Annotated in this window: 19 protein-coding genes; 7 read left to right on the forward strand and 12 right to left on the reverse strand. The window is 76.6% G+C overall.

The genetic code is table 11. The features are described from left to right. Positions 1-2: 2 nt before the first annotated feature. From murD to mraZ, 8 genes are all read right to left on the reverse strand, one after another. Positions 3-1,418, reverse strand: a complete 1,416-nt coding sequence (gene murD, locus HK417_RS04640) for a UDP-N-acetylmuramoyl-L-alanine--D-glutamate ligase (RefSeq protein ID WP_222263811.1) — start codon at positions 1,416-1,418, stop codon at positions 3-5. Between the two features lie 5 nt (positions 1,419-1,423). Further along, the gene (gene mraY, locus HK417_RS04645; RefSeq protein ID WP_222263813.1) at positions 1,424-2,500 is read right to left on the reverse strand and encodes a phospho-N-acetylmuramoyl-pentapeptide-transferase; all 1,077 of its coding nucleotides are present in this window, start codon (positions 2,498-2,500) and stop codon (positions 1,424-1,426) included. Then, positions 2,497-3,918, reverse strand: a complete 1,422-nt coding sequence (locus HK417_RS04650) for a UDP-N-acetylmuramoyl-tripeptide--D-alanyl-D-alanine ligase (RefSeq protein ID WP_222263815.1) — start codon at positions 3,916-3,918, stop codon at positions 2,497-2,499. The genes mraY and HK417_RS04650 overlap by 4 nt, the downstream gene beginning before the upstream one ends. 73 nt (positions 3,919-3,991) lie before the next feature. Further along, positions 3,992-5,548 carry a UDP-N-acetylmuramoyl-L-alanyl-D-glutamate--2,6-diaminopimelate ligase gene (locus tag HK417_RS04655; protein ID WP_222263817.1) on the reverse strand — a complete coding sequence of 519 codons (1,557 nt, stop codon included), beginning with the start codon at positions 5,546-5,548 and terminating at the stop codon, positions 3,992-3,994. A gap of 76 nt (positions 5,549-5,624) precedes the next feature. Next, positions 5,625-7,430 (reverse strand): peptidoglycan D,D-transpeptidase FtsI family protein, encoded by a 1,806-nt coding sequence (locus tag HK417_RS04660; RefSeq protein ID WP_222263818.1) that lies wholly within the window; start codon positions 7,428-7,430, stop codon positions 5,625-5,627. Positions 7,431-7,434: 4 nt separating this feature from the next. After that, positions 7,435-8,088 carry a hypothetical protein gene (locus tag HK417_RS04665; protein ID WP_222264042.1) on the reverse strand — a complete coding sequence of 218 codons (654 nt, stop codon included), beginning with the start codon at positions 8,086-8,088 and terminating at the stop codon, positions 7,435-7,437. Continuing rightward, positions 8,085-9,062, reverse strand: coding sequence for a 16S rRNA (cytosine(1402)-N(4))-methyltransferase RsmH (rsmH, locus tag HK417_RS04670; RefSeq protein WP_222263820.1), 978 nt, complete (start codon positions 9,060-9,062; stop codon positions 8,085-8,087). The genes HK417_RS04665 and rsmH overlap by 4 nt, the downstream gene beginning before the upstream one ends. 398 nt (positions 9,063-9,460) lie before the next feature. After that, positions 9,461-9,895, reverse strand: a complete 435-nt coding sequence (gene mraZ / locus HK417_RS26345) for a division/cell wall cluster transcriptional repressor MraZ (protein ID WP_222263822.1) — start codon at positions 9,893-9,895, stop codon at positions 9,461-9,463. A 260-nt stretch (positions 9,896-10,155) separates the two neighbouring features. Between mraZ and HK417_RS04680 the strand changes: the two genes are divergently transcribed. From HK417_RS04680 to HK417_RS04690, 3 genes are read left to right on the forward strand one after another with little or no spacing between them, the layout of a single operon-like run. Then, on the forward strand, positions 10,156-11,175 hold the full coding sequence (locus tag HK417_RS04680; protein WP_439957906.1) for an AAA family ATPase: 1,020 nt from the start codon (positions 10,156-10,158) through the stop codon (positions 11,173-11,175). A gap of 20 nt (positions 11,176-11,195) precedes the next feature. Next, positions 11,196-12,560 (forward strand): DUF58 domain-containing protein, encoded by a 1,365-nt coding sequence (locus HK417_RS04685; protein ID WP_222263824.1) that lies wholly within the window; start codon positions 11,196-11,198, stop codon positions 12,558-12,560. Next, on the forward strand, positions 12,557-14,881 hold the full coding sequence (locus HK417_RS04690; RefSeq protein WP_308123372.1) for a transglutaminase family protein: 2,325 nt from the start codon (positions 12,557-12,559) through the stop codon (positions 14,879-14,881). The genes HK417_RS04685 and HK417_RS04690 overlap by 4 nt, the downstream gene beginning before the upstream one ends. A gap of 143 nt (positions 14,882-15,024) precedes the next feature. On the opposite strand, the gene HK417_RS04695 is transcribed toward HK417_RS04690, so the two are convergent. Both HK417_RS04695 and dinB read right to left on the reverse strand, forming a co-directional pair. Then, positions 15,025-15,420: a DUF3040 domain-containing protein gene (locus tag HK417_RS04695; protein ID WP_222263826.1), complete on the reverse strand. Its 396-nt coding sequence runs from the start codon at positions 15,418-15,420 to the stop codon at positions 15,025-15,027. Between the two features lie 166 nt (positions 15,421-15,586). Further along, entirely contained in the window at positions 15,587-16,786 is a 1,200-nt protein-coding gene (dinB, locus tag HK417_RS04700) for a DNA polymerase IV (RefSeq protein ID WP_308123373.1), read from the reverse strand. 254 nt (positions 16,787-17,040) lie between these two features. On the opposite strand from dinB, the gene HK417_RS04705 reads away from it, so the two are divergent. Genes HK417_RS04705 through HK417_RS04715 form a run of 3 tightly spaced genes read left to right on the forward strand, consistent with a single transcriptional unit; the run spans position 17,041 to position 19,683 of the window. Further along, entirely contained in the window at positions 17,041-17,349 is a 309-nt protein-coding gene (locus HK417_RS04705; RefSeq protein ID WP_222263830.1) for a BatC protein, read from the forward strand. 2 nt (positions 17,350-17,351) lie between these two features. Then, positions 17,352-18,698, forward strand: coding sequence for a cupin domain-containing protein (locus tag HK417_RS04710; protein WP_308123374.1), 1,347 nt, complete (start codon positions 17,352-17,354; stop codon positions 18,696-18,698). Beyond that, positions 18,661-19,683: a sucrase ferredoxin gene (locus tag HK417_RS04715; protein WP_222264023.1), complete on the forward strand. Its 1,023-nt coding sequence runs from the start codon at positions 18,661-18,663 to the stop codon at positions 19,681-19,683. Before HK417_RS04710 ends, HK417_RS04715 begins: the two co-directional genes overlap by 38 nt. Before the next feature lie 6 nt (positions 19,684-19,689). Here HK417_RS04715 and HK417_RS04720 read toward each other — a convergent pair whose 3' ends face one another. Beyond that, the gene (locus tag HK417_RS04720; RefSeq protein ID WP_222263832.1) at positions 19,690-20,862 is read right to left on the reverse strand and encodes an alkaline phosphatase family protein; all 1,173 of its coding nucleotides are present in this window, start codon (positions 20,860-20,862) and stop codon (positions 19,690-19,692) included. Then, complete coding sequence (locus tag HK417_RS04725; protein WP_222263834.1) at positions 20,859-21,593, reverse strand: class I SAM-dependent methyltransferase; 735 nt, start codon at positions 21,591-21,593, stop codon at positions 20,859-20,861. The genes HK417_RS04720 and HK417_RS04725 overlap by 4 nt, the downstream gene beginning before the upstream one ends. A gap of 195 nt (positions 21,594-21,788) precedes the next feature. On the opposite strand from HK417_RS04725, the gene HK417_RS04730 reads away from it, so the two are divergent. Then, entirely contained in the window at positions 21,789-21,995 is a 207-nt protein-coding gene (locus tag HK417_RS04730) for a hypothetical protein (RefSeq protein ID WP_222263836.1), read from the forward strand. Positions 21,996-22,004 lie beyond the last annotated feature (9 nt).

A 22,004-nucleotide genomic window follows, 5' to 3' on the forward strand; every position in this document is an offset into this window, starting at 1 on the left:
GGTCACCCGAGCGCGCGCACGGCGTCGGCGAACGCGCGGCCCCGGTGGGCGTAGTCTCGGAAGACGTCCATGGAGGCGGCCGCGGGGGCCAGCAGCACCGTGTCACCCGGGCGGGCCAGCCGCCGGGCCGCCGTCACCACCTCGCTCATCACACGGTCCCCGTCCGTCACCACGGCCCCATGGTCACCGCTGGGGACCACGATCCGTGGGACCGCCGGGGCGTGTCGCGCCAGTGATCGGGCCAGCTCCTCCCGGTCGCGGCCCAGCAGGACGACCCCGGCCAGCCGCGCCGCCACCGCGGTGACCAGCGGCTCGACGTCCGCGCCCTTGAGCAGGCCGCCGGCGATCCACACCACCCGCGGGTACGCGGCCAGCGACGCGGCGGCCGCGTGCGGGTTGGTCGCCTTGCTGTCGTCGACGTAGTCGACGCCGTCGACGGTGCCGATCAGCACGTTGCGGTGCGGGCCACCGCGGAACCCGGCCAGCCCCCGGCCGATCGCGTCCGCGCCGACCCCGGCCACCCGGCCGAGCGCCGCCGCGGCCAGCGCGTTCACCGTGTTGTGCGGACCCCGCACCTGGAGGGCGCCGAGCTCCACGAGGACCTCGCCGGCGGGCTCGGCGCTGAAGGCCCGGTCGACCAGCGCGCCGGCGCGCACGCCCAGCTGTCCGCTGCAGGGCTCCTGGAGGGTCACGGTGACCGGGTGCCGGTGCCGGGCCACCAGCTCGGAGGCGACCGGGTCACCGGCATCGGCCACCGCGACGGGCGCCCGGCGCAGCACCCGGGCCTTGGCGTCCCGGTACGCGGCGAAGCTGCCGTGCCAGTCGACGTGGTCGTCGGCGACGTTGAGCACGCAGGCCCCGGCCGGCGCGATGGACGACGACCAGTGCAGCTGGAAGCTGGACAGCTCCACCGCGAGCGCGTCGAAGCTCGGCCTCCCGTCGGCGTCCCGCGCGGTGACCACCTCGATCAGCGGGCGTCCGACGTTGCCCGCGGCCACCGCTCGCCGTCCCCCGGCCTGCAGGACCGCCTCGAGCATGGTCACGGTCGTGGTCTTGCCGTTGGTGCCGGTGACCGCGTACCAGGGGGCGGGCTCGCCGCCCTCGGGGGCGAGCCGCAGCCGCCAGGCCAGCTCCGGCTCGCCCACCACCTCCAGCCCCTGCCCGGCGGCGGCCAGCAGCAGGGGGTGGTCCGGCCGCCAGCCCGGGGAGGTGACCACCAGGTCGACGTCGTCGGGCGGGGTGGCCAGCGCACCGAGCCACCGGGCGCCGGCCCCGACCAGCTCCGCCACGGCGGCGGGCTCGGCGGCGTCGGTGAGGGTGACGTCGTGCCCGCGGGCGAGCAGCACCCGCGCGGCCGCCACGCCGGACACCCCGAGGCCGGCGACCAGGACCCGCTGCGGAACGTCCTCTCCGGTCATCGGGCTCAGAGCCCCGAGAAGGACAGCCAGTCGGCGTAGAACAGCCCGAGCCCGAAGGCGACCGCCATCCCGGTGACCAGCCAGAAGCGCACGATGACCGTGTTCTCCGCCCACCCGGCCAGCTCGAAGTGGTGGTGCAGCGGCGCCATCCGGAACACCCGCCGCCGGGTGGCCCGGAAGAAGCCCACCTGGATGACCACCGAGAGGGTGACCGCGACGAACAGCCCGCCGAGGACGACGAGCAGCAGCTCGGTGCGGGTGACGATCGCCAGGCCGGACATCAGACCCCCGAGGGCGAGCGAACCGGTGTCGCCCATGAAGATGCGCGCCGGCGAGGTGTTCCACCAGAGGAATCCGAGACAGGCCCCCATCGCGGCGGCGGCGACCAGGGTGACGTCCAGCGGGTCGCGCACGGTGTAGCAGCCGTCGACCAGCGCGGTGGCGCAGTCGTGGCCGAACTGCCAGAACGAGATGATCACGTAGGAGCCGAACACCATCGCCGAGCAGCCGGCGGCCAGGCCGTCAAGCCCGTCGGTGAGGTTCACCGCGTTGGAGAAGCCGGCGATGAAGAGGTAGGCGAAAACCACGAAGGCCACCGTCGGCAGGGCGAACTGCGTGATGTCGCGGACGAAGGACACCGCGGGCGTGGCCACGGGGGTGCTGCCGTCCTCCTCCAGGACGGCGAACACCGCGAAGGCGAGGCCGACCACCAGCTGGCCGACCAGCTTCGCGGTCTTGTTCAGCCCGAGGCTGCGCCGGTAGCGGATCTTGAGGTAGTCGTCGAGGAAGCCGACGGTGCCCAGGCCGATGAGCAGCAGGAGCAGCAGCAGCCCGGTCTTGGTGACCCCCCGCCCCTCCTGGTCGATGAGGAAGAGGTGCGCGATGAGGTAGCCGCCGACCGTGGCCAGCACCATGACCGTGCCGCCCATGGTGGGCGTGCCCTTCTTGGCCAGGTGCGTCTCGGGGCCGTCGTCCCGGATCTCCTGCCCGAACCCGTGCCGGCGGAACGCCTTGATCGCCAGCGGGGTCAGCAGGATGGAGATCGCCAGGCCGAACGCGGCCGCGATGAGGACCGACTTCACGAGGCGGCCCCGTCGGCGAGGAGGGCGGCGGCCAGCTGCTCGAGCCCGTAGGCACGCGAGGCCTTCACCAGGACGACGTCCCCCGGCCGCAGCTCTCCCGCCAGCAGCGCGCGGGCCGCCTCCCGGTCCGGCACGTGCACGACGCTGTCCAGCGGTCCGTCCTCCTGCTCTCCCCCGCTCCTCGCCGACCGTTCGGCGAGGGCTCCGGTGTGGACTGCGACGGCGTCCGGCCCGACCGACACGACCACGTCGATGCCGGCCCGCACGACGTCCCGGCCCAGCCGCGCGTGCTCGGCGTCAGCGCCGGGGCCCAGCTCCCCCATCGCGCCCAGCACGGCGATCCGCCGCCGGGCGGGCAGGCGGACCAGCGCGGCCAGGGCGGCGCGCATCGACTCCGGGTTGGCGTTGTAGGCGTCGTTGACCACGGTGACGCCGTCGGCGCGGCGGTCGACCTCCATCCGCCAGCGGCTGCGCGAGCCGGCCGCTGACAGCGCCGCGGCGACGGCGGCGGGCGTCATGCCGGCGGCCAGCGCGGCCGCGGCCGCGGACAGCGCGTTGGGCACCTGGTGGGCGCCCACGACCCGCAGGGCCACCCGGTGCGCCGCCCCGCCGGCCAGCAGGCTGAACCGGGCGCGGGCCTGCTCGTCGAACCCGACGTCGACCGCGCGCACGTCGGCGGCGGCGTCGACGCCGGTGGTGACCACGCGGGCGGCGGTGCGCGGCGCCATGCCGGCCACCCGCGGGTCGTCGGCGTTGAGCACCGCGGTGCCCCCGGCCGGCAGCGCCTCCACCAGCTCGCCCTTGCTGGTGGCGATCACCTCGGCGCTGCCGAACTCGCCCAGGTGCGCCGAGCCCACGTTGAGGACCACCCCGATCAGCGGCCGGGCCACCCGGCACAGCCGGGCGATGTGCCCCGGACCGCGGGAGCCCATCTCCAGCACCAGGTACCGGGTCCGCTCGTCGGCGGACAGCACGGTCAGCGGCAGACCGATGTCGTTGTTGAACGAGCCCTGCGGGCTCACCGTCGAACCCGTCGCGGCGAGCACCTGGCCGAGCAGGTCCTTGGTGGAGGTCTTGCCCGAGGACCCGGTGATGCCGACGGTCACCAGGCCACCGCCGACCAGCCGGCGGTGCACCTCCGCGGCGAGCCGGCCCAGGGCGGCCACCGGGTCGGCCACGACGACGCAGGGCAGCGCCGGGTCCGGCCGGGTGGTCAGCGCGCCGACGGCGCCGGCCGCCGCGGCGGCCGGGACGAAGTCGGCACCGTCGACCCGCTCCCCCGGGAGTGCGACGAACAGGTCGCCGGCGGCGAGCAGCCGGGTGTCGACGACGACCGCCCCGGTCACCACCGTCGCGCCGTCGCCGGCGAGCTCCCCGTCGACCGCGGCCGCGACCTCGGTGAGGGTCAGGGCGATCACGCGGCCTCCTCGTTGGCGCTCGTCGGCCGCGTGCTCGGCGGTGCCGCGCTCATGCGTGCCCTCGCGAGCTCGGTCACGTCCCCACCGCCCGGGCGGCGAGGACCTCACGCAGCACCTCGCGATCGTCGAAGGGCAGCACCTCGCCCCCCACCTCCTGCCCTGTCTCGTGGCCCTTGCCGGCCACGAGCAGGGTGTCACCCGGCCGGGCCAGGGCGACCGCCGCGGCCAGCGCGGCCCGCCGGTCACCGATCTCCAGCAGCTCGGCCCGCGATCCGGCCGGGACCTGCTGGGCCCCGGCGCGCATCGCCGCCCGGATCGCCGCCGGGTCCTCCGACCGGGGGTTGTCGTCGGTGATCACCAGCACGTCGCTGCCGGCGGCGGCGGCGGCCCCCATGTCCGGGCGCTTGCCGGCGTCCCGGTCACCGCCGCAGCCCAGCACCGTGACCAGCCGGCCGCTGGTGGCCGTGCGCAGCGCCGCGAGCGCGGTGCGCACCGCGTCGGGGGTGTGCGCGTAGTCGACGACGGCGACGAACGGCTGACCGGCGTCGACCGGCTCCATCCGGCCGGGGACGACGGTGTCCGCGATGCCGGCGAGGGCCGCCTCGACCGGCACGCCGACCGCGTCGAGCAGGGCGACGGCGAGCACGGCGTTGGCCACGTTGAAGCTGCCGGGCAGGCGCAGCCGGGCCGGCCAGCTCCGCCCCCCGGGGCCGCGCAGGGTGAACCGCGAGCCGCCGGCGGGCTGGGCGACGACGTCGGTGGCCGACCAGTCGGCCGCGGCCGGGTCGGCGGTGGAGACGGTGACCGTGCCGGGGCGGACCAGCCGCCGACCGGCGGGGTCGTCGACGTCGACCACCTCGACCGCGGCGCGGCCGTCGAACAGCAGGGCCTTGGCCTGGAAGTAGCTCTCGACGTCGCCGTGGAAGTCCAGGTGGTCGCGGGAGAGGTTGGTGAAGCCCGCGGCGGCGAAGCGCACCCCGTTGACCCGGCCCATCACCAGCGCGTGGCTGGAGACCTCCATGACCACCGCGCGGACCCCGGACTCGACCATGGTGGCCAGCCGGGCGTGCAGGTCGGGCGCCTCCGGGGTGGTGCGCGCGCTGGGCAGGGTGGTGGTCACCGGGGTGCCGTCGGCGTCCCGGCCCCGGGTGCGGGTCTGCACGGTGCCGATCAGCCCGCTGGGCCGGCCGGCCGCCGCGAAGCCCGCCTCGACCAGGTAGCTCGTCGTCGTCTTGCCGTTGGTGCCGGTGATGCCCACGACGGTCAGCTGCTCGCTGGGCCGGCCGTACACCCGCGCGGCCACGGCGCCGAGCACGCCGCGCGGGTCCTCGACGACGCAGACCGCCAGCCCGGTCGCGCGCGCCTCGGCCTCCCCCGCCGCGTCGGTGAGGACGGCGACGGCGCCCCGGGCCGCGGCGTCGGCGGCGTACCGGGCGCCGTGGGTGCGCGCTCCCGGCAGCGCGGCGTACAGATCGCCGGGGCGGACGTCGCCGGAGGCGAGGCTGGCGCCGGTGACCGCGGTGCCCGGGTCGCCCTGCACGGGCGGGCCGACGAGGTCGGCGAGGTCGGCGAGGGGCAGGGGGCGGGTCCCGGAGGGCCGGGGCACCGCCCCGGACGCGGTCGGGCTCACGACGCTCCAATCTACCGGCGGTACCTGCCGGGTCCTCGACTCCTCCGTCCCGCGTGCGCCCCGGCCGGGGCCGTGGTCAGGGGACGGTCAGGGTGAAGTCCGGGCGCGGCGCGCCCGAGGGGACGACCCCGCCGGCGGTGAGGGCGTAGCGCATGACGTCGCTGAACACCGGGGCGGCGACCTGGCCGCCCTCCGCCGAGCTGGTGGGCCGCTCGAGGTCGACGGCGACCACGTACTGGGGGTCGTCGGCCGGCGCGTACCCGACGAAGGTCGTGAAGTAGCCACCGCCGGTGTAGCAGCTGCACTCGGGGTTGGCCCGCTGCGCGGTGCCGGTCTTGCCCACGACCCGGAACCCGTCGACCTCCCCGAGCGGCGCGGTGCCCCCGGGGCCGACCACGGCCTCGAGCATGTAGGTCATCGCCTCGGCGGTGGACTCGCTGACCACCCGGGTGCCCTCCGGGCGTGGGGTGTCGGTGACCGTGCCGTCGGGGGCGGTGACGGATGCGACGACGCGCGGCGGGATCCGGACGCCGTCGTTGGCCAGCGTCTGGTAGACCGAGGCCATCTGCAGGGTGGTCACCGAGATGCCCTGGCCGATCGGCACGTTGCCCGCGCGGCTCTCCGTCCAGTCGGCCGAGTCCTCCAGGATGCCCCCGCTCTCCCCGGGCAGCTCGACCCCGGTCTCCGAGCCGAGGCCGAACGCCCGCAGGTACCGCTCCAGCGTGCCGTCCCCGATCTCGCGGGCCATCATGATCGTGCCGACGTTGCTGGACTTGGCGAGGATGCCGGTCAGGGTGAAGTTGATCGGCGCGTGGTCGTGGGCGTCGGTGACGACGGTGTCGCCGGCCTGGATGTGCCCGTTGACGCTGAGCACGGTGCCCGGGGTGGCCTTGCCCTCCTCGACGGCGGCGGCCAGGGTGACCGCCTTCATCACCGAGCCCGGCTCGTAGACGTTGGAGACCACCGGGTTGCCCAGCAGGTCCGGGTCGGTCTGCGAGTAGTTGCCCGGGTCGTAGCCGGGGCAGGCGGCCATCGCGGCGACCTCGCCGGTCTGCACGTCGAGCACGACGGCGGAGGCCGACTTCGTGGCGCCGTCCGCGCAGGCGGTGTCCAGGCGCTCCTGCACCACGTACTGCAGGTCCTCGTCCAGGGTCAGCTGCACGGAGTCGCCGTCGGTCGCTGCGGTGGTGTCGTCGATGCCCGAGGGGATGGGGTTGCCGCTGCCGTCGACCTCGACCCGCTCCTCGCCGTCGCTGCCGGCGAGCTCCTCCTCGAAGGTCTGCTCGATGCCCGCCAGGCCCTGACCGTCGACGCCGACGAAGCCGACGATCTGCCCACCGACGGCGCCGGCCGGGTACAGCCGCACCGGGTCGTACTCGTACACCAGGCCGCCGAGCCCCAGTTCCCGCACCCGGTCGGCGACGTCCGGGGCGACCTCCTCGGCCAGGACCACGTACCGGGTGTCCCGGGACAGCTTCTCGGTCAGCTCCTCGGCCGGCACGCCCAGCAGCGTGGTGAGGGCGAGCGCGGTGCGGGCCGGGTCCTCGACCACCTCCGGGTCGGCGACCACCCGCTCCGCGTCGACGGAGTAGGCGAGCACCTGGCCGTTGCGGTCGGTGATCTGCCCGCGCACGGCCTCGATCGGGTAGGTGCGCATCCGGGAGTCCTCGGCCGCCTGGGCCAGCGCCGCCCCGTCCACGCCCTGCAGGAACACCAGCCGGCAGACGACCAGGACCAGCAGCAGGACCATGAAGACCATGCCCCACCGGTTGCGGAGGTCCCGCTGGGCCAGGCCCAGCGGCTCGCGGCGGCGACGTCCCGGCTGGCGCCGGGGACGCAGCGCGCCCGGGCGGTGCGGCGGGAGGTCTCCTGCGGGTGGCACGACTTCAGTTCCCCGGGGTCGAGTCGGTCGGTGCGGGTGCGGGTTCCGGTGCGGGTGCGGGTTCCGGTGCGGGTGCGGGTGCGGGTGCGGGTGCGGGTGCGGGTGCAGGTGCGGGTGCGGGTTCCGGTGCGGGTGCTGGTGCGGGTGCAGGTGCCGGTGCGGGTGCGCGGCCGGGTCCGGGCGCCGGCACGGCGGTGCCGAGCAGCACCGACGTGCCGTCGGGCTGCAGCACCAGGTGGGCCGCCGCCCCCGGCGGGACCAGCCCGGCCGCGGTGGCGGCGCGAGCGAGCTCGACGGCAGCGTCGGCAGCGACCACCTGCTGCTCCAGTCGAGCCACCTCCTCGGCCTGCTCGGCGTTTGCGGCGCGCTGCTGGGTGACTTCGAGGGAGTCGACGGCGATGGCGGTGTTCAGCAGCAGCAGGCCCAGCGTGGTGGCCACCAGCAGGCCGACCACGAGGACGACGAACGGGGCGCGGCGGGACCGCAGCCGGGTCGTGCGGGCGCGGGCCGGGGTGCGGCCGGTGCCGGTGCGGTCGGGCACCAGCCGCAGCTGCGGCCGGCTGTGCACCGGGGCCGTGCGGCGGACGGGGACGTGGACCGGGCCGGTCGCGGTGCTGCGGCCGTGCGGGCGGGTCGGGGTGCGGGTGGGAGCGCTCATGCCGCCCGCCGGATCCGCTCGGCGGCCCGCACCCGTGCCGAGGCGGCCCGCGGGTTCGCTGCGACCTCGTTCTCGCTGGGCGCCTCACCGCCCCGGGTGACCAGCCGCAGGACGGGTGCGTGCTCGGGCATCGGCACGGGCATCTCCGGTGGGGTGCGATCGGTCGCCTCGGCGGCCAGGGTCTGCTTCACGATGCGGTCCTCCAGCGAGTGGAACGTGATCACCACGACCCGCCCGCCGACGGCCAGCGCGTCGATCGCGGCGGGCAGGGCCCGGGTGAGGACCCCGAGCTCGTCGTTGACCTCGATCCGCAGCGCCTGGAAGGCCCGCTTGGCCGGGTGGCCGCCGGTGCGGCGGGTGGCGGCCGGGATGGCGGCGCGCACCACCTCGGCGAGCCGGCCGGTGCTGGTGAACGGCTCGCGGGCCCGCTCGCGCTCGATGGCGGCGGCGATGCGGGCGGCGAACCGCTCCTCGCCGTAGACCCGCAGCACCCGGGCCAGCTCGGTGCGCGAGTAGGTGTTCACCACGTCGGCCGCGGTGCGCGGCATGGACGGGTCCATCCGCATGTCCAGCGGGGCGTCGGCGGAGTAGCTGAAGCCCCGGGTGGGACGGTCCAGCTGCAGGGAGGAGACCCCGAGGTCGAACAGCACCCCCTGCACCTCCGCCACGCCGAGCCGGTTCAGGACGTCGGGCAGCTCGTCGAAGACGGCGGGCACGAGGGTGGCCCGGTCGGCGTGCCCGGCGGCCGCGATCCGGGCGGTGGCCTCGGCGCGGGCGTCGGGGTCGCGGTCGAGCCCGATCAGCCGCAGCTGCGGATGGGCGCCGAGGAGGGCCAGCGAGTGGCCGGCCAGGCCGAGCGTGCAGTCGACGAGGACGGCGCCGGGAGCGCTCAGCGGTGGGGCGAGCAGCTCGGTGACCCGGTCGAGGAGGACGGGGACGTGCAGCGCGGGCCCGGTGGGCTCGGTGCTGCTCATCGACTGTCCTCCGGGGGGCTCTGGGGTCGGGCGCTCCAGGGAAGTGGGGAGCAGTGGGGACCGTGGAGCGAGGTGGCGCCCGGGTGGGGCGCCGCCTCGGCCCGCCGCCCCGTCGGGCCCGCCTGGCGCCGGGGAAGCGGTACCAGGAGGAGCCCGGGTGGGGCGGCTGGGCGGGCAGGGCGGGTGGAGCGGTCGCGCGGTGCGGGCGCCGAGCCGAGGGGGAGTCGGCTCGCCGTCCGGGCGGGCGCCGAGCCGGGGGGAAGTCGGCTCGCCGTCCTAGAGGCGGCGGTGGGCCCGAGCCGGGGGGAAGTCGGCTCGCGACCCGGTGCTGGTCGAGCCGCGGGGAAGTCGGCTCGACCGGAGGTCTGCGGTGGGGGCTGGTGGGCGGCTGCCTGCGCTCAGGACAGCGTGGGCATCCCCTCGCTCTCCATCGCGGCGTAGACGGCCTCCTGCTCGGCCACGTAGGCGTCCCAGGTGGCGGCGTCCCAGATCTCGAACCGGGTGTCGACCCCGACCACGACGACGTCGCGGTCCAGGCCGGCGTACTCGCGCAGGTTGGCGGGGATCGTTATGCGGCCGGTCTTGTCCGGCTCGACCTCGACCATCGAGCCGAAGCTCATCCGGGCGTGCATGCGGGCGGCGTTGGTGTCGGCGGGCGCCATGGACTTCAGCGCGGCGCTCTGCTCGGCGACCCGGGTCATGGTGAGGCCGTAGACGCAGCGCTCCTGGCCCTTCTTGATCACCATGCCGCCGGCCACGAGCTCGCGGTAGCGGACGGGGAGCGCGAGCCGGCCCTTCTCGTCGAGGCGCAGGGGGTAGCTCCCGACGAACACCGGATCACCCCCCGCATCTGGCCGCCTCCTGTGGCTCTGACGGGCGCCTTCCGTGGCCCCGACCTCCCCATTGCGCGACACAGTAACCCACTGGCCCCCACTGGACACCACTCCACGCCGTACCCGACCCCCGTCCCCACCACGCCCCACCGGCGCATCCGGCGCCCGGTCTCCGCACCCCCCGGCCGGTGCGGCCGGCGAGGCGGTGACCAGCGCGGGAGCCGCCCGCGAGGTGGCGCGCAGCACGTACCGTGGGCCGGGTGACGGAGGGCACGGCGGAGCTGCGGTCGGAGCACGGGAGGGCGGGCCTCGTCAGCGGCCCCGGCGACCCGGCGGGCGAGGTCGACGTCGCGGCAGAGGGAGCCCGGCTGGCCGCCGCGATGAGCCGGGTGGTGGAGGGCAAGCCCGACGTCGTCCGGCTCGCGCTGGCGGTCCTGCTCGCCGAGGGGCACCTCCTGATCGAGGACGTTCCCGGGGTCGGGAAGACCACACTGGCCAAGGCCCTGGCCCGGTCGATCGACGGCACCGTGCGCCGCATCCAGTTCACCCCGGACCTGCTGCCCAGCGACGTCACCGGCGTGGCCGTGTACGACCAGGAGACCCGGGCCTTCGAGTTCAAGCCGGGCGCGGTGTTCGCCAACGTGGTCGTCGCCGACGAGATCAACCGCGCCTCGCCGAAGACCCAGTCGGCGCTGCTGGAGTGCATGGAGGAGCGCCAGGTCACCGTCGACGGCGTCACCTACGAGCTGGCCCGGCCGTTCATGGTGGTCGCGACGCAGAACCCGCTGGAGATGGAGGGCACCTATCCCCTCCCCGAGGCCCAGCGCGACCGGTTCACCGCCCGGGTCTCGATGGGCTACCCCGACCGGGAGGCCGAGCTGGCGATGCTCGACGAGCGGGCGACGGCCGACCCGCTCACCGACCTGTCGCCGGTCCTGGACGCCGCCGGGGTGCGCGCCCTGGTCGCCGCCACGGCCCGGCTGCACGTCGCCGAGCCGCTGCGCCGCTACGTCGTCTCCCTGGTGGAGGCCACCCGCCGCTCCCCCGACCTGCGCCTGGGCGCCTCGCCGCGGGCCGGGCTGCAGCTGCTACGCGCGGCCCGGGCGACCGCGGCGCTGGCCGGCCGGGACCACGTGCTGCCCGACGACGTCCAGGCCATGGCCGTCCCGGTCCTGGCCCACCGGCTGCTGCTCACCCCCGACGCCACCCTCGCCCGGCGGGACGCCCAGCGGGTCGTCACCGACCTGCTCGACACCGTCCCGGTCCACGGCGGGCGCTGACCGGTCCCCGCAGGCTCCCGATGGCGCACAACCGGCTCACCGACGCCGCCTCCTCGCTCACCCTCCGTGGTCGCTGCCTGGTCGCCGCCGGCCTCACGCTCGGCCTGCTCGGCGCGCTGCTCGGCGAGCGGTCGCTGATCCAGCTGGCAGTGTTCGTGCTCGCGCTGCCCGTCCTGTCCGCGGTCGGTGTGGCCCGGCAGCGCTTCCGCATCGCCACCCGCCGCACCGTCACCCCGGTCCGCGTTCCCCGCGGCGCGGACGCCGAGGTGCTCCTGGAGATCGCGAACACCGACACCCGGTCCGGCGGGCTCTGGCTGCTCAGCGAGCAGGTGCCCCCGCACATCGGGGTGCGGCCCCGGTTCGTGGTGGAACGGCTGGCACCCGGGGCCTCGGCCGCCTTCCGCTACCGGGTGCACGGCGGCCGGCGCGGGCGCTCCCCGCTGGGCCCCCTGCGGCTGCGGCTGGTCGACCCGTTCGGGCTGGTGCTGCGGACCGCGGCCGGCACCGACACCGGCACGCTCCTGGTCGTGCCGCGGGTGCGGCCGCTGCTGGGCAGCGGCCCGCTGGCCGGCAGCGGCGGCAGCGACGGCGAGGGCGCGCGCCGGTCGATCGCCGTCCACGGGGAGGACGACGTCAGCACCCGGGAGTACCGGCACGGCGACGACCTGCGGCTCGTGCACTGGCGCGCCACCGCCCGCACCGGAGAGCTGATGGTGCGCCTGGAGGAGCGACCCTGGCGGGCGGCGGCCACGCTGCTGCTCGACACCCGGGCAGCCGGCCACCTGCTGGGCGGGGCGGCGACCGGCCCCGCCGGCGACCCGGCCCCGCCGTCGGACTCCCTGGAGTGGGTCGTGGAGGCGGCTGCCAGCATCGGCACCCACCTGCTGCGTCGCGGCGCCGGACTGCGCGTCGTCACCGACGGCGGCGAGCTGACCTCGGCCGTCGGCCGCGGGCGGTTGGGGCCCGAGGAGCTCCTCGAGCAGCTCGCCCAGCTCGGCGCCTCCCGTGTCCCCCGGCTCCACCTGGCGGTCGACGCGCTGCGCCGGGTGTCCGCGGAGGGTCCGGCGGTGTGCCTGCTCGGTCTGCTGGACCCGGACGACGTCGCCCCGCTCGCACGGGCCCGTTCCGGCCCCGGCACCGACGTCGCCGTGCTGCTCGACCCCGCCGCCTGGCTCGACGCCGGGGCCAACCGCGGGCGCCGGGCCACCTCCTCCTCGGCCCGCAGCGAGCTGGTCGGCCGCCAGCAGCGCACGGCCGACCTGCTGCGTGCCGCCGGCTGGCAGGTCGTCCTGATGAGCCCCGCCCAGACCGTCGAGCAGGTCTGGCAGCTGATGCGCCCGACGCCGGCCGGCCGTACCGCGCACCCGACGGGGATGCCCTCGTGAGCGGGCACGCCGGCGTGCCCGACCGTCCGCGGCCCCGCCCGGGCACCGCGGTCGCCGCCGCCGGAGCGGTCCTGCTGGGCTCGCTGGCGCTGGTGCCGGTGTTCGCCGCGGGGAGCTGGCTGCCGCCGGTGGCGTTCGCCGTCGTCGCGGTGGGGCTCGGTGGGGTGCTGCTGCGGGCGGTGCTCGCCCGGTGGGCCCTGCCCTCCGCGCTGGACCGGCTGGTGCCGCTGGGCCAGGCCGGGCTGGCGCTGTGCGCGCTCACCGTCGTCTTCACGCCGGACGACGCCTGGGCCGGCGTGCTGCCCACCCCGACGAGCGTCGGGGACCTGGGCGGGCTGCTCCTCGACGGCGCCGCCGAGATCCGCGAGCAGGCCACGCCGGCCCTGCCGCTGACCGGGCTGGTCGCCCTCACCACCGTCTTCGTCGCGCTGGTCGCCCTCGCCGTCGACCTGATCGCCGTCCCGGCCCGCCAGCCGGCGCTCGGCGGGCTCGGGCTGCTGGTCCTCTACTGCGTCCCGGTCAGCACGATCACCGGGCAGGTCTCGCTCATCGCGTTCATGGCCCCGGCGACCGGCTTCGCCCTGCTGCTGTGGGCCGACCAGCGGGACCGGCTCACCGAGGGCGCGCGGGCCGGCGCCGGGTCGCCGCTCGGGACCGGCACCCTGCCCGCGCTGCGCACCGGCGTGGTCGCGCTGGTGGCGGGGATCGTGCTGGCGGCCTTCGTCCCGACCCTCAGCGAGGGCTCGCTGGCCACCGGCCTGGGCGGCGGCGCGGGCGGCGGCAGCACCGGGTCCGCGCTCGACCCGGTCGCGGAGATGCGCGGCGACCTGACCCTGCCCTCGCCGCGGGAGCTGTTCCGGATCGACGCGTCGGTCCAGCAGCCGGGCTACCTGCGCGCCGTCGTCCTGGACCAGTACACCGACACGGGCTGGCGGATGAGCAACCTCGACGGATCCGAGTCGATCGCCGAGGACCCGACGCTCGCCCCGCTGCCCGGCCGGGTGGCGTCCCGGCCGGTGGCCGCGGAGATCACCGTGGTCGCTCACGAGGACCGGTTCCTGCCCTCGCTGTACTCCCCGCTGTCGGTGGAGGTCGACGGGCCCTCCGACAACCGGTGGCGCTTCGACGAGGAGACCAGCACGGTGTTCGGCCGCGGGGTGACCACGGCCGGGCTGTCCTACCGGGTCACCGCGCAGGAGCCCGAGCCCGCGATCGAGGACCTGGCCGCGGCACCGGAGGTGGCCCCCGGCGACCCCGTCGCCGAGCGCTTCGGGCAGCTGCCGCCGCTGGACCCCAGCGTGCCCGCGCTCGTCGGTGAGCTCACCGCCCCCGGGCAGACGCCGTACGAGCGGGTGATGGCGGTCCACCGGCACCTGACCGACCGCGCCAACGGCTTCCGCTACAGCTTGTCCACCGCGCCGGGCACCACCGGCGACGACCTCGCCGACTTCCTCCGCCTCAAGCAGGGCTACTGCGAGCAGTACGCCGGCGCGATGGCCGTGCTGGTCCGGGCGGCCGGCGTGCCCGCCCGGGTGGTCCTCGGGTACACCACTGGGTCCGCGCAGGAGGACGGCACCCGCATCGTGACCACCGACGACGCGCACGCCTGGGTGGAGGTCTGGTTCGCCGACCTGGGCTGGGTCCCCTTCGACCCGACGCCGATCGCCGCGGCGCGGGCGGTCGAGCTGCCCTGGGCGCCCCGGGCGGACGCCGACACCCCGGAGGCCGCCGCGCCCACCGCCCCGACCGCCACCGGGCCGGTGCCCGCCGGTCCCACCGCGCAGCTCGACCGCGACGACCAGTACGTGCCACCGCTCGCCCTGCCCGCCGCCGAGCCGGCCGACCGGTTCGCGCCGGTGCTCACCGGCGGGGGGCTGACCGCGCTGGTCCTCGCCGCCGGGCTGGTGCCGTGGGCGGTGCGCCGGCACCAGCGGCGGGCCCGGCTGGACGACGGCCGGCCCGGCGCGCTGTGGGAGGAGCTGCTGGCCACCGCCACGGACCTGGGCGTGCCCGCGCCCGTCACCGCCACCCCGCGCCAGCTGGCCCGGCAGCTGGCCGAGCGGGTCGCCGACGTGGACCGGTCCGCCGTGGCGGCGGTGCGGTCGCTGGCCCTGGCGGAGGAGCAGTCGGTCTACGGGCGCCCCACGCCGGGAGCCCCGGACCCCGGCCTGCGGGACGCGGTGCTCACGCTGGAGCGGGCCCTGGGCGCGAGCGTCCCCCGCGCGCAGCGGCTGCGGGCGGCGCTGTGGCCGGCCTCGACGGTGGGCGCGGCGACCCGGTGGCTGACGGCCCACACCCCGCGGCGGCTCCGCTCAGCCTGAAGAAGGACTCCGTCCTCCTCACCCCTCGCAAGCTCGGAGCGAGCCTCCGGACGGGGCCATCGAGGCTCGGGGCCGTACGACGGCAGCCGCCGTCCCGCGAGGGGACGGCGGCTGCTGTCGAGATCGCCTGCTGCCGGGTGCGGCTACTGGTCGTAGCGGCGGCGGAAGCGCTCCTCGAGCCGGTTCTTCAGCGGCTGACGCCGGGCCTTGGGGGCGCGGCCACGCCCGGCCGCCGGGTGCCCGGGGGCTCCCCCGGCCTCGACGGCCCCGGCCGCGTGCTTGTAGTTCAACAGGCCCAGGATCGCGCCGCCGAACATGACCAGGAAGCCCAGGACGCCCAGGACCACCTGCGGGACGACCGCCCCGAGGACCAGGACCGCCAGCCCGACGACCACCAGGAGAGCGCCGAGCTGGACCTTGCGGCGGGCCTTCAATCGGGCGTCGCCGGTGCGTACGGTCGAGGCGAACTTCGGATCGTCGTCGACGAGGGCGCGCTCGATCTGCTCCAGCAGACGCTGCTCGTGTTCAGAGAGCGGCACGTCGACCTCCAGGTGCGCAATGCAAGAAAGCCACCGGCGGCAGTCCGCCCGCGGTGACACCGAGGATACGAGTCGTTCGGTGGCAGCGAAAGGCGAGCGACCACCGACACACCCTTACGGGACCCCCTTCTTCCGCCTCCCGGTGCCGGGCGGGCCGCGGTGCAGGTCAGCGACGTGTTCCCGGGCCGCCGGCCGGCCCGGCCCCGGGGACGCTCCGGCGGGTGAGCAGCGTCGCCGGCCGGACCGCGCCCGCCCCGAAGCGGCGGGACGCCCGGTCGGCGGCGAGCTCGGCGTCCCGGCGTCCGTGCTCCCGGGCCCCGAGCTCGAGCTGGCGGGCGGTGCCGTCGGCGTCCACCAGCCCCTCGGCCCGCACCCCGACGAGCCGGATCCGGGCCCGCTCCAGCCCCAGCGCGTCGTAGAGGGCGCGCGCGGTGTCGTAGAGCTCCTGCCCGACGTCGGTGGGCACCTTGAGCGTGCGCGACCGGGTGATCGTGGTGAAGTCCGCGAACCGCACCTTGAGGGTCACCGTGCGGGCCAGGACGCCGGTCGAGCGCAGCCGGCCCGCCGTCCGCTCGGCCAGGTGCAGCAGCTCCCGGTGGACGACGGCCGGGTCGTCGACGTCGGTGCCGAAGGTCTCCTCCGCCCCGGTCGACCGGTCCGGCTCGTCGGGGACCACCCGCCGCGGATCGCGCCCCCAGGCCAGCTCGTGCAGGTGCGCGCCGGCCGCCGGCCCGACCGCCCGCTGCAGCGTCCGCACCGGGACGTGCGCGAGGTCCCCGACCGTGCGCAGCCCCAGCCGGAGCAGCACCTCCTCCGTCTTCGCACCGACGCCCCACAGCGCCCCCACCGGCAGCGGGTGCAGGAACTCCATGACCTCGGCCGGCCGGACCACGAGCAGCCCGTCGGGCTTGGAGCGCGTGGAGGCCAGCTTGGCGACGAACTTGCTCGGGGCCACCCCCACCGAGCAGGTGATCCCCTGCTCGTCGAAGACCCGGGCGCGGATGTACTCGGCGATCGCCACCGGGTCGCCCAGCCGCCGGCCGGCGCCGGAGACGTCGAGGAACGCCTCGTCCAGGCTCAACGGCTCGACCAGCGGCGTGATCGACCGGAACAGCGCCATGACCGACCGCGAGACCTCGCCGTAGAGGGCGAGGTCGCCGGGGAGCACGGTGGCGGTCGGGCACAGCCGCAGCGCCCGCGAGGTGGGCATGGCGCTGTGCACGCCGTACGCCCGGGCCTCGTAGGTGGCCGACGTGACCACCCCGCGGTTGCCGGTGCCGCCCACGATCACCGGCTTCCCCGCCAGCTCGGGACGCCGCCGCACCTCGACGCTGGCGAAGAACGCGTCCATGTCGACGTGCAGCACCCTGCAACCGGCAGCACGAACCGACACACCGAGCCCCTTCCCCACACCGTCCCGGCTTCCCCCGGCACGGCCCTCCGCGCGGCCGTCTTCCCCACGGCCGTCGAACACGTGTTCGACGTGATCACACTAGCGGTCGTGCCCTCCGGAGGCCTGGTACGACGCAGCAACCGACCAGGTGCGGCGAGTAGATCTCAGCGGTAGGAATGCCCCGGGACCGCCGGCCGGCGGTCCCCCACTGGACGATCGGAGAAGCCATGGCGCTCGACGACGACGACATGACCAGCACGCAGGGGCCGGCCGACGGCGGCGCCGAGGGCACGCCCGGCACCCACGACGGTGGCGCCGATGGCGGGGCCGACGGCGGCGCTGATGGTGGCGCCGGCGGTGGCGCTGACGGCGGGGCCGATGGTGGCGCTGACGGCGGGGCCGATGGTGGCGCGGACGGTGGCGCCGATGGCGGGGCCGACGGCGGCGCGGACGGTGGCGCCGATGGCGGGGCCGACGGCGGCGCGGACGGCGGCGCCGATGGCGGGGCCGACGGCGGAGCGGACGGCTCGGCCTGAGCGTGCCTGACCTCGGGAGCCAGGGCCGGGCGCCGTCCTCCTCGGAGGGCGGCGCCCGGTCCGCGCTGCGCCGCTGCACGGCGATGGACCCGCAGGTCTTCGCCGAGCAGTACTGGTCCCGGCGACCACTGCTCACCCGCGCCGAGGACACCGGCGGGTCCTTCCGGGACCTGCTCACCCTGGACGACGTCGACGAACTGCTGTCCCGGCGCGGCCTACGGACGCCGTTCCTGCGCATCGCCAAGGACGGCAAGGTCGTCGACGCCCAGCGGTTCACCACCTCCGGCGGCGCGGGCGCGGAGGTCGCCGACCAGGTCTCCTCCGACGCGGTGCTGCGGCTGTTCTCCGAGGGCAGCACCGTGGTGCTGCAGGGCCTGCACCGGCTCTGGCCGCCGCTCATCGAGTTCGCCGACCAGCTCGCCGCCGACCTCGGGCACCCGACCCAGGTCAACGCCTACGTGACACCGCCGTCCTCGCGGGGGTTCAGCCCGCACTACGACGTGCACGACGTCTTCGTGCTGCAGGTCGCCGGCGAGAAGCACTGGACCATCCACGAGCCGGTGCTCCCCGACCCGCTGCGCACCCAGCCGTGGACCGACCGCGCCGAGCAGGTCGCCACCGCCGCCGCGCAGGAGCCGGTGATCGACGCCGTCCTGCGCCCGGGGGACGCGCTCTACCTGCCGCGCGGCTACCTGCACTCGGCCGTCGCGCTGGGCCGGATCAGCGCGCACCTGACCATCGGCGTGCACTCGGTCACCCGCTGGTCGGCGGCGGAGTCGGTGCTGGACCTGGTCCGCACCCTGGCCGGCGACGACCCGGAGCTGCGCCGGTCACTGCCGCTCGGCGTCGACCTCGCCGACCCGCACGCCGTCGCCGGAGACGTGGCCGCGGTGGTCGCCGGGCTCAAGCAGGCCCTCGACCGGATCGACCCCGCGGTCGTCGCCGACCAGGTCCGCGCCCGCACCTGGGCCCAGGTGCGGCCCGAGCCGGTGGCCCCCCTCGCCCAGTCCACCGCCGCCGCCGAGCTGACCGCCGACACGGTGCTGCGGCTGCGGCCGCGCCTCCGGGTGCAGCTGCGCGAACCCGTGGGCGACCGGGTCGCGCTGGTCGCTGGACGCCGGACGCACGACCTCCCGACCACGACCCGCCCGGCGGTCGCCGCGCTGCTGACCGCCGGCGAGCTCAAGGTCGGCGACCTGCCCGGCCTGGACCCCGCCGACCAGCTCACCCTGGCCCGCCGGCTGGTCACCGAGTCGGTGGCGGTGGTCCCCGATGCCCGCGCCGACGCACTCGACGGCGACGCCGGGCACGATGGGGAGCGTGGCGCAGACACCGGAGCCGGGGCATGACCCGGCCGGCCGGGTGACCGGGCCGCTCCCCGACTTCTGCCGTGACCCCAGCGAGCCCCTCGCCGAGCCCACCGGTCCGGTCGGGCGGCTCGAGGAGGGCCGCTGCTCGGTGCAGGCCCTGCTGCGCGGCGACGCGGCCACGGCGACCGCCCCGCCGGCGGTCCGCTGGCTGCTGATCGAGCAGCCCGGCCCCTGGGGTCCCGAGGCGCTGACCGACTCGCGGTTCGACCCCGCCGTCGCCTCGCGGCTGGCCGCCCGCGCCGCCGCCGAGGGGGTGCGCGTGCAACTGGTCCGCCGTTCCGGGGACCGGCTCGCCGACTCCGGCCGGCGCTGGGCACTGGCCGACACCACCCCGGGCCGGGAGGTGCTGCACTGGTCGACCCGCGACGCGGACGCCGACCTCCTCGAGGTGCCGTGGGACGGCTCGGTGGGCAGCGCCTCCGACGTCCCCACCTACCTGGTCTGCACCCACGGGGCGCACGACGCCTGCTGCGCGGTCCGGGGCCGGCCACTGGCCCGGTCCCTGACCGGCAGCGGCCCGGTCGACGTCTGGGAGACCAGCCACCTGGGCGGGGACCGCTTCGCGGCGAACGTGCTGGTGCTCCCGCACGGCCTCCTCTACGGGCAGGTGCCCGGGAACGGCGCGGAGCTGGTGCGCGCCCACGAGCGCGGGCAGGTGGCGCTGCCCTGGCTGCGCGGCCGGGCGGGGATCCCGGCCGCTGCGCAGGCGGCCCAGCAGCACGCCCGGGCGGAGCTGGACCTGCTCGGGATCGACGACCTGCCGGTCCGCGCGGTCCGCCGGCTGCCGGCCGAGGCGCCGGTGGAGCGGTGGGAGGTCGACCTGGGCGGGCCGTCGGGCGACGTCGTCGTGACCGTGGAGAGCCGGCTGACCGAGGGATCGGCGCTGCTCACCTGCCGGGCGCGGCGCCCGAACCGCTGGCGCACCTGGCATCCGCTGTCCCTGCGGGTGGCCGCACCCGCCTGAGCCGGCTCAGGAGAGGGCGCGGCCGCGGGCGGCCAGCAGCGGGACGGCCAGCTCCGCGGAGGTCAGCGACCCGTGGAAGGCGGCCAGCACCGAACCGCGCGGGTCCTGCTCGGCGGTGGTGATCGCCCAGCTGCCGCGGGCCAGGGCGACGACGTCGCCGATCCGGTCGGCGACGGCCGGGTCGACGGCGCCGAAGATCCCGCTGGCCACCGCCTCCTCGCGCCCGGCGACCCAGGCGCGGTCGCCGAGCACCTCCCGCCAGGTGGCGAGCACGTCGGCGGCGGCGCCGGGCTCGGTGTGCACGTACCGGGCCCGGGGCTCCCCCGTGAAGAGCCGGACCCCCTCGGTCAGCGCCGGGACGTCGGCCACGTCCAGCCGGGTCTCGGCGGGGACGTCGACCATGCCGTGGTCGCCGGTGACCAGCAGTACGGCGTCGTCCGGGAGCCCGGCGGCGAGCTGCTCGACCAAGCGGTCGACGACGCCGAGCTGGTACCGCCAACTGGCGGAGTCCACGCCGCGGATGTGCCCGATCAGGTCGAGGTCGGCGGTGTAGCCGTAGACGAGGCTCCGCTCGTCGGCGGCCAGGGCGCCGTGCACGACCGCGACCAGGTCGCCGAGGCTGTACGCGTTCGCGTAGTCGGCGCCGCGGTAGGCGGCCCGGGTCAGCCCGGAGCGGGCGAAGGCGTGCGGGCCGACGGCGGTGCAGGTGACCCCGGCGGCGGTCGCCTGCTCGAAGACGGTCGGCTGCGCCTGCCACCGCTGCGGGTCGGGGTCGTCGGTCCACTGCACGTGGTTGAGGGTGCGGCCCTCCCCCGGCACCTCGGTGACGAAGCCGAGCACCCCGTGGCTGCCGGGGGGCAGGCCGGTGCCGAAGGTGGCGAGGCTGACCGGGGTGGTGCTGGGGCACGGCGCGGACAGCACCCCGGCGGGGGTGCCGAGCGCGTTGAGGACCGGCGCCTCGTCGGGATGGGCGGCGATCTGCTCGGCTCCGAGGCCGTCGACGAGCAGGACCGCGATCCGCCGGGCGTCGCCGAGGGCGGGAGCCAGGTCGAGCGGGTCGGCCGGCAGGCCGCCGCGGTGCACCGGGACGCCGAGCGCGATGGCGACGCCGGGCAGGACGTCGGCGAGGGTGGCCGTGCCGTAGCCCGGCCTCGCGAGGTCGGGCGGCAACGGCGTCACGGGCGGATGGCGAGCAGGTGCAGCGCGGTGGCGATGTCGCGGTAGGGCGAGGTCGCGGCGAGGGCGAGCTCGAGGGCCCGGACCGCGTCGGGGTCGGCACCGGAGGCGGCGTCGAGCAGGTCGGCCACGACGGAGACCCCGCGCCAGTCCTCCGGCTGCAGCCCCGCGCCGGAGACGAGGGCGAGCAGCTCGGCGGGGCTGAACCGGCGGCGGGCCGGGCGGGACCGGCGGGGGGCGGGGTCCTCGTCGGTGAGCAGGGCGCGGGCCTCGACCGGATGGCCGCTGATCGCGCGGGCGAGGACGGCGCCGGCCCGGTTGGCCGAGGCGAGGGACAGCTGTCCGCCGGGGCGCAGCACCTCGGCGATCTGGCGCAGCGTGCTCGCCGGGTCGTCGACGACCTCGAGCACGAAGTGGCAGAGCACCAGGTCGAACGCGGTGCCCCCGGCGGGGGCCGGCATGCGGTCGGCGTCGCCCTGCACCGCGCGGATCCGGTCGGCGACGCCGGCGGTGTCGGCGCGGCGCTGCAGGGTGGCCAGCGCGTCGGCGCTGGGGTCGACGACGATGACGCCGTGCCCCAGCTGTGCGAGCGGAACGGCGAACATGCCGCTGCCGCCGCCCACGTCGAGCACCTGCAGCGGCGTGCCGACGGCGACCACCGGCTGGAGGGCGGCCCAGACCGCCGCCGTGCGGGCAGGGGCCTGCGTTCCGGCTGCGGGCGCGGTTCCGGACACCCGTCGGAGCCTAGTGGGCACGCTCCTCCGGCCGCCCCGTGGACCCGGCGGCCGGCCCTGCGACGGCGGCCCGGACCCGCCCCTGCGCCGGCCGTCCTGGGGTGGTTGGGGCGGGAGCGCAGTGTTGGGGCAATCGTCACGCGACGTTCGCGTGGTGTCCCCGGCGTGCGCCAGCTCACTCCCTACGGTCCCGCCATGCCGAGCTACCGACTGGTGGACGGGCACGGGTACCCGGCCGACACGTTCACCGCCGCCTGCGACGAGGAGGCGACGGCGTTCGGGAAGACCCGCGCCCTGGACTTCCCGCGCCCTGAGCCGCGCTTCGGGGCGCGCCGCGACTTCCAGCTGCACCGCCAGGACGGCGAGCGCTGGACCCTGCTGATCGCCTGGCCACCCGTCTAGTTCCGGGCG

This window comes from Modestobacter marinus (genome assembly GCF_019799945.1).
GTDB lineage: Bacteria > Actinomycetota > Actinomycetes > Mycobacteriales > Geodermatophilaceae > Modestobacter > Modestobacter marinus_B.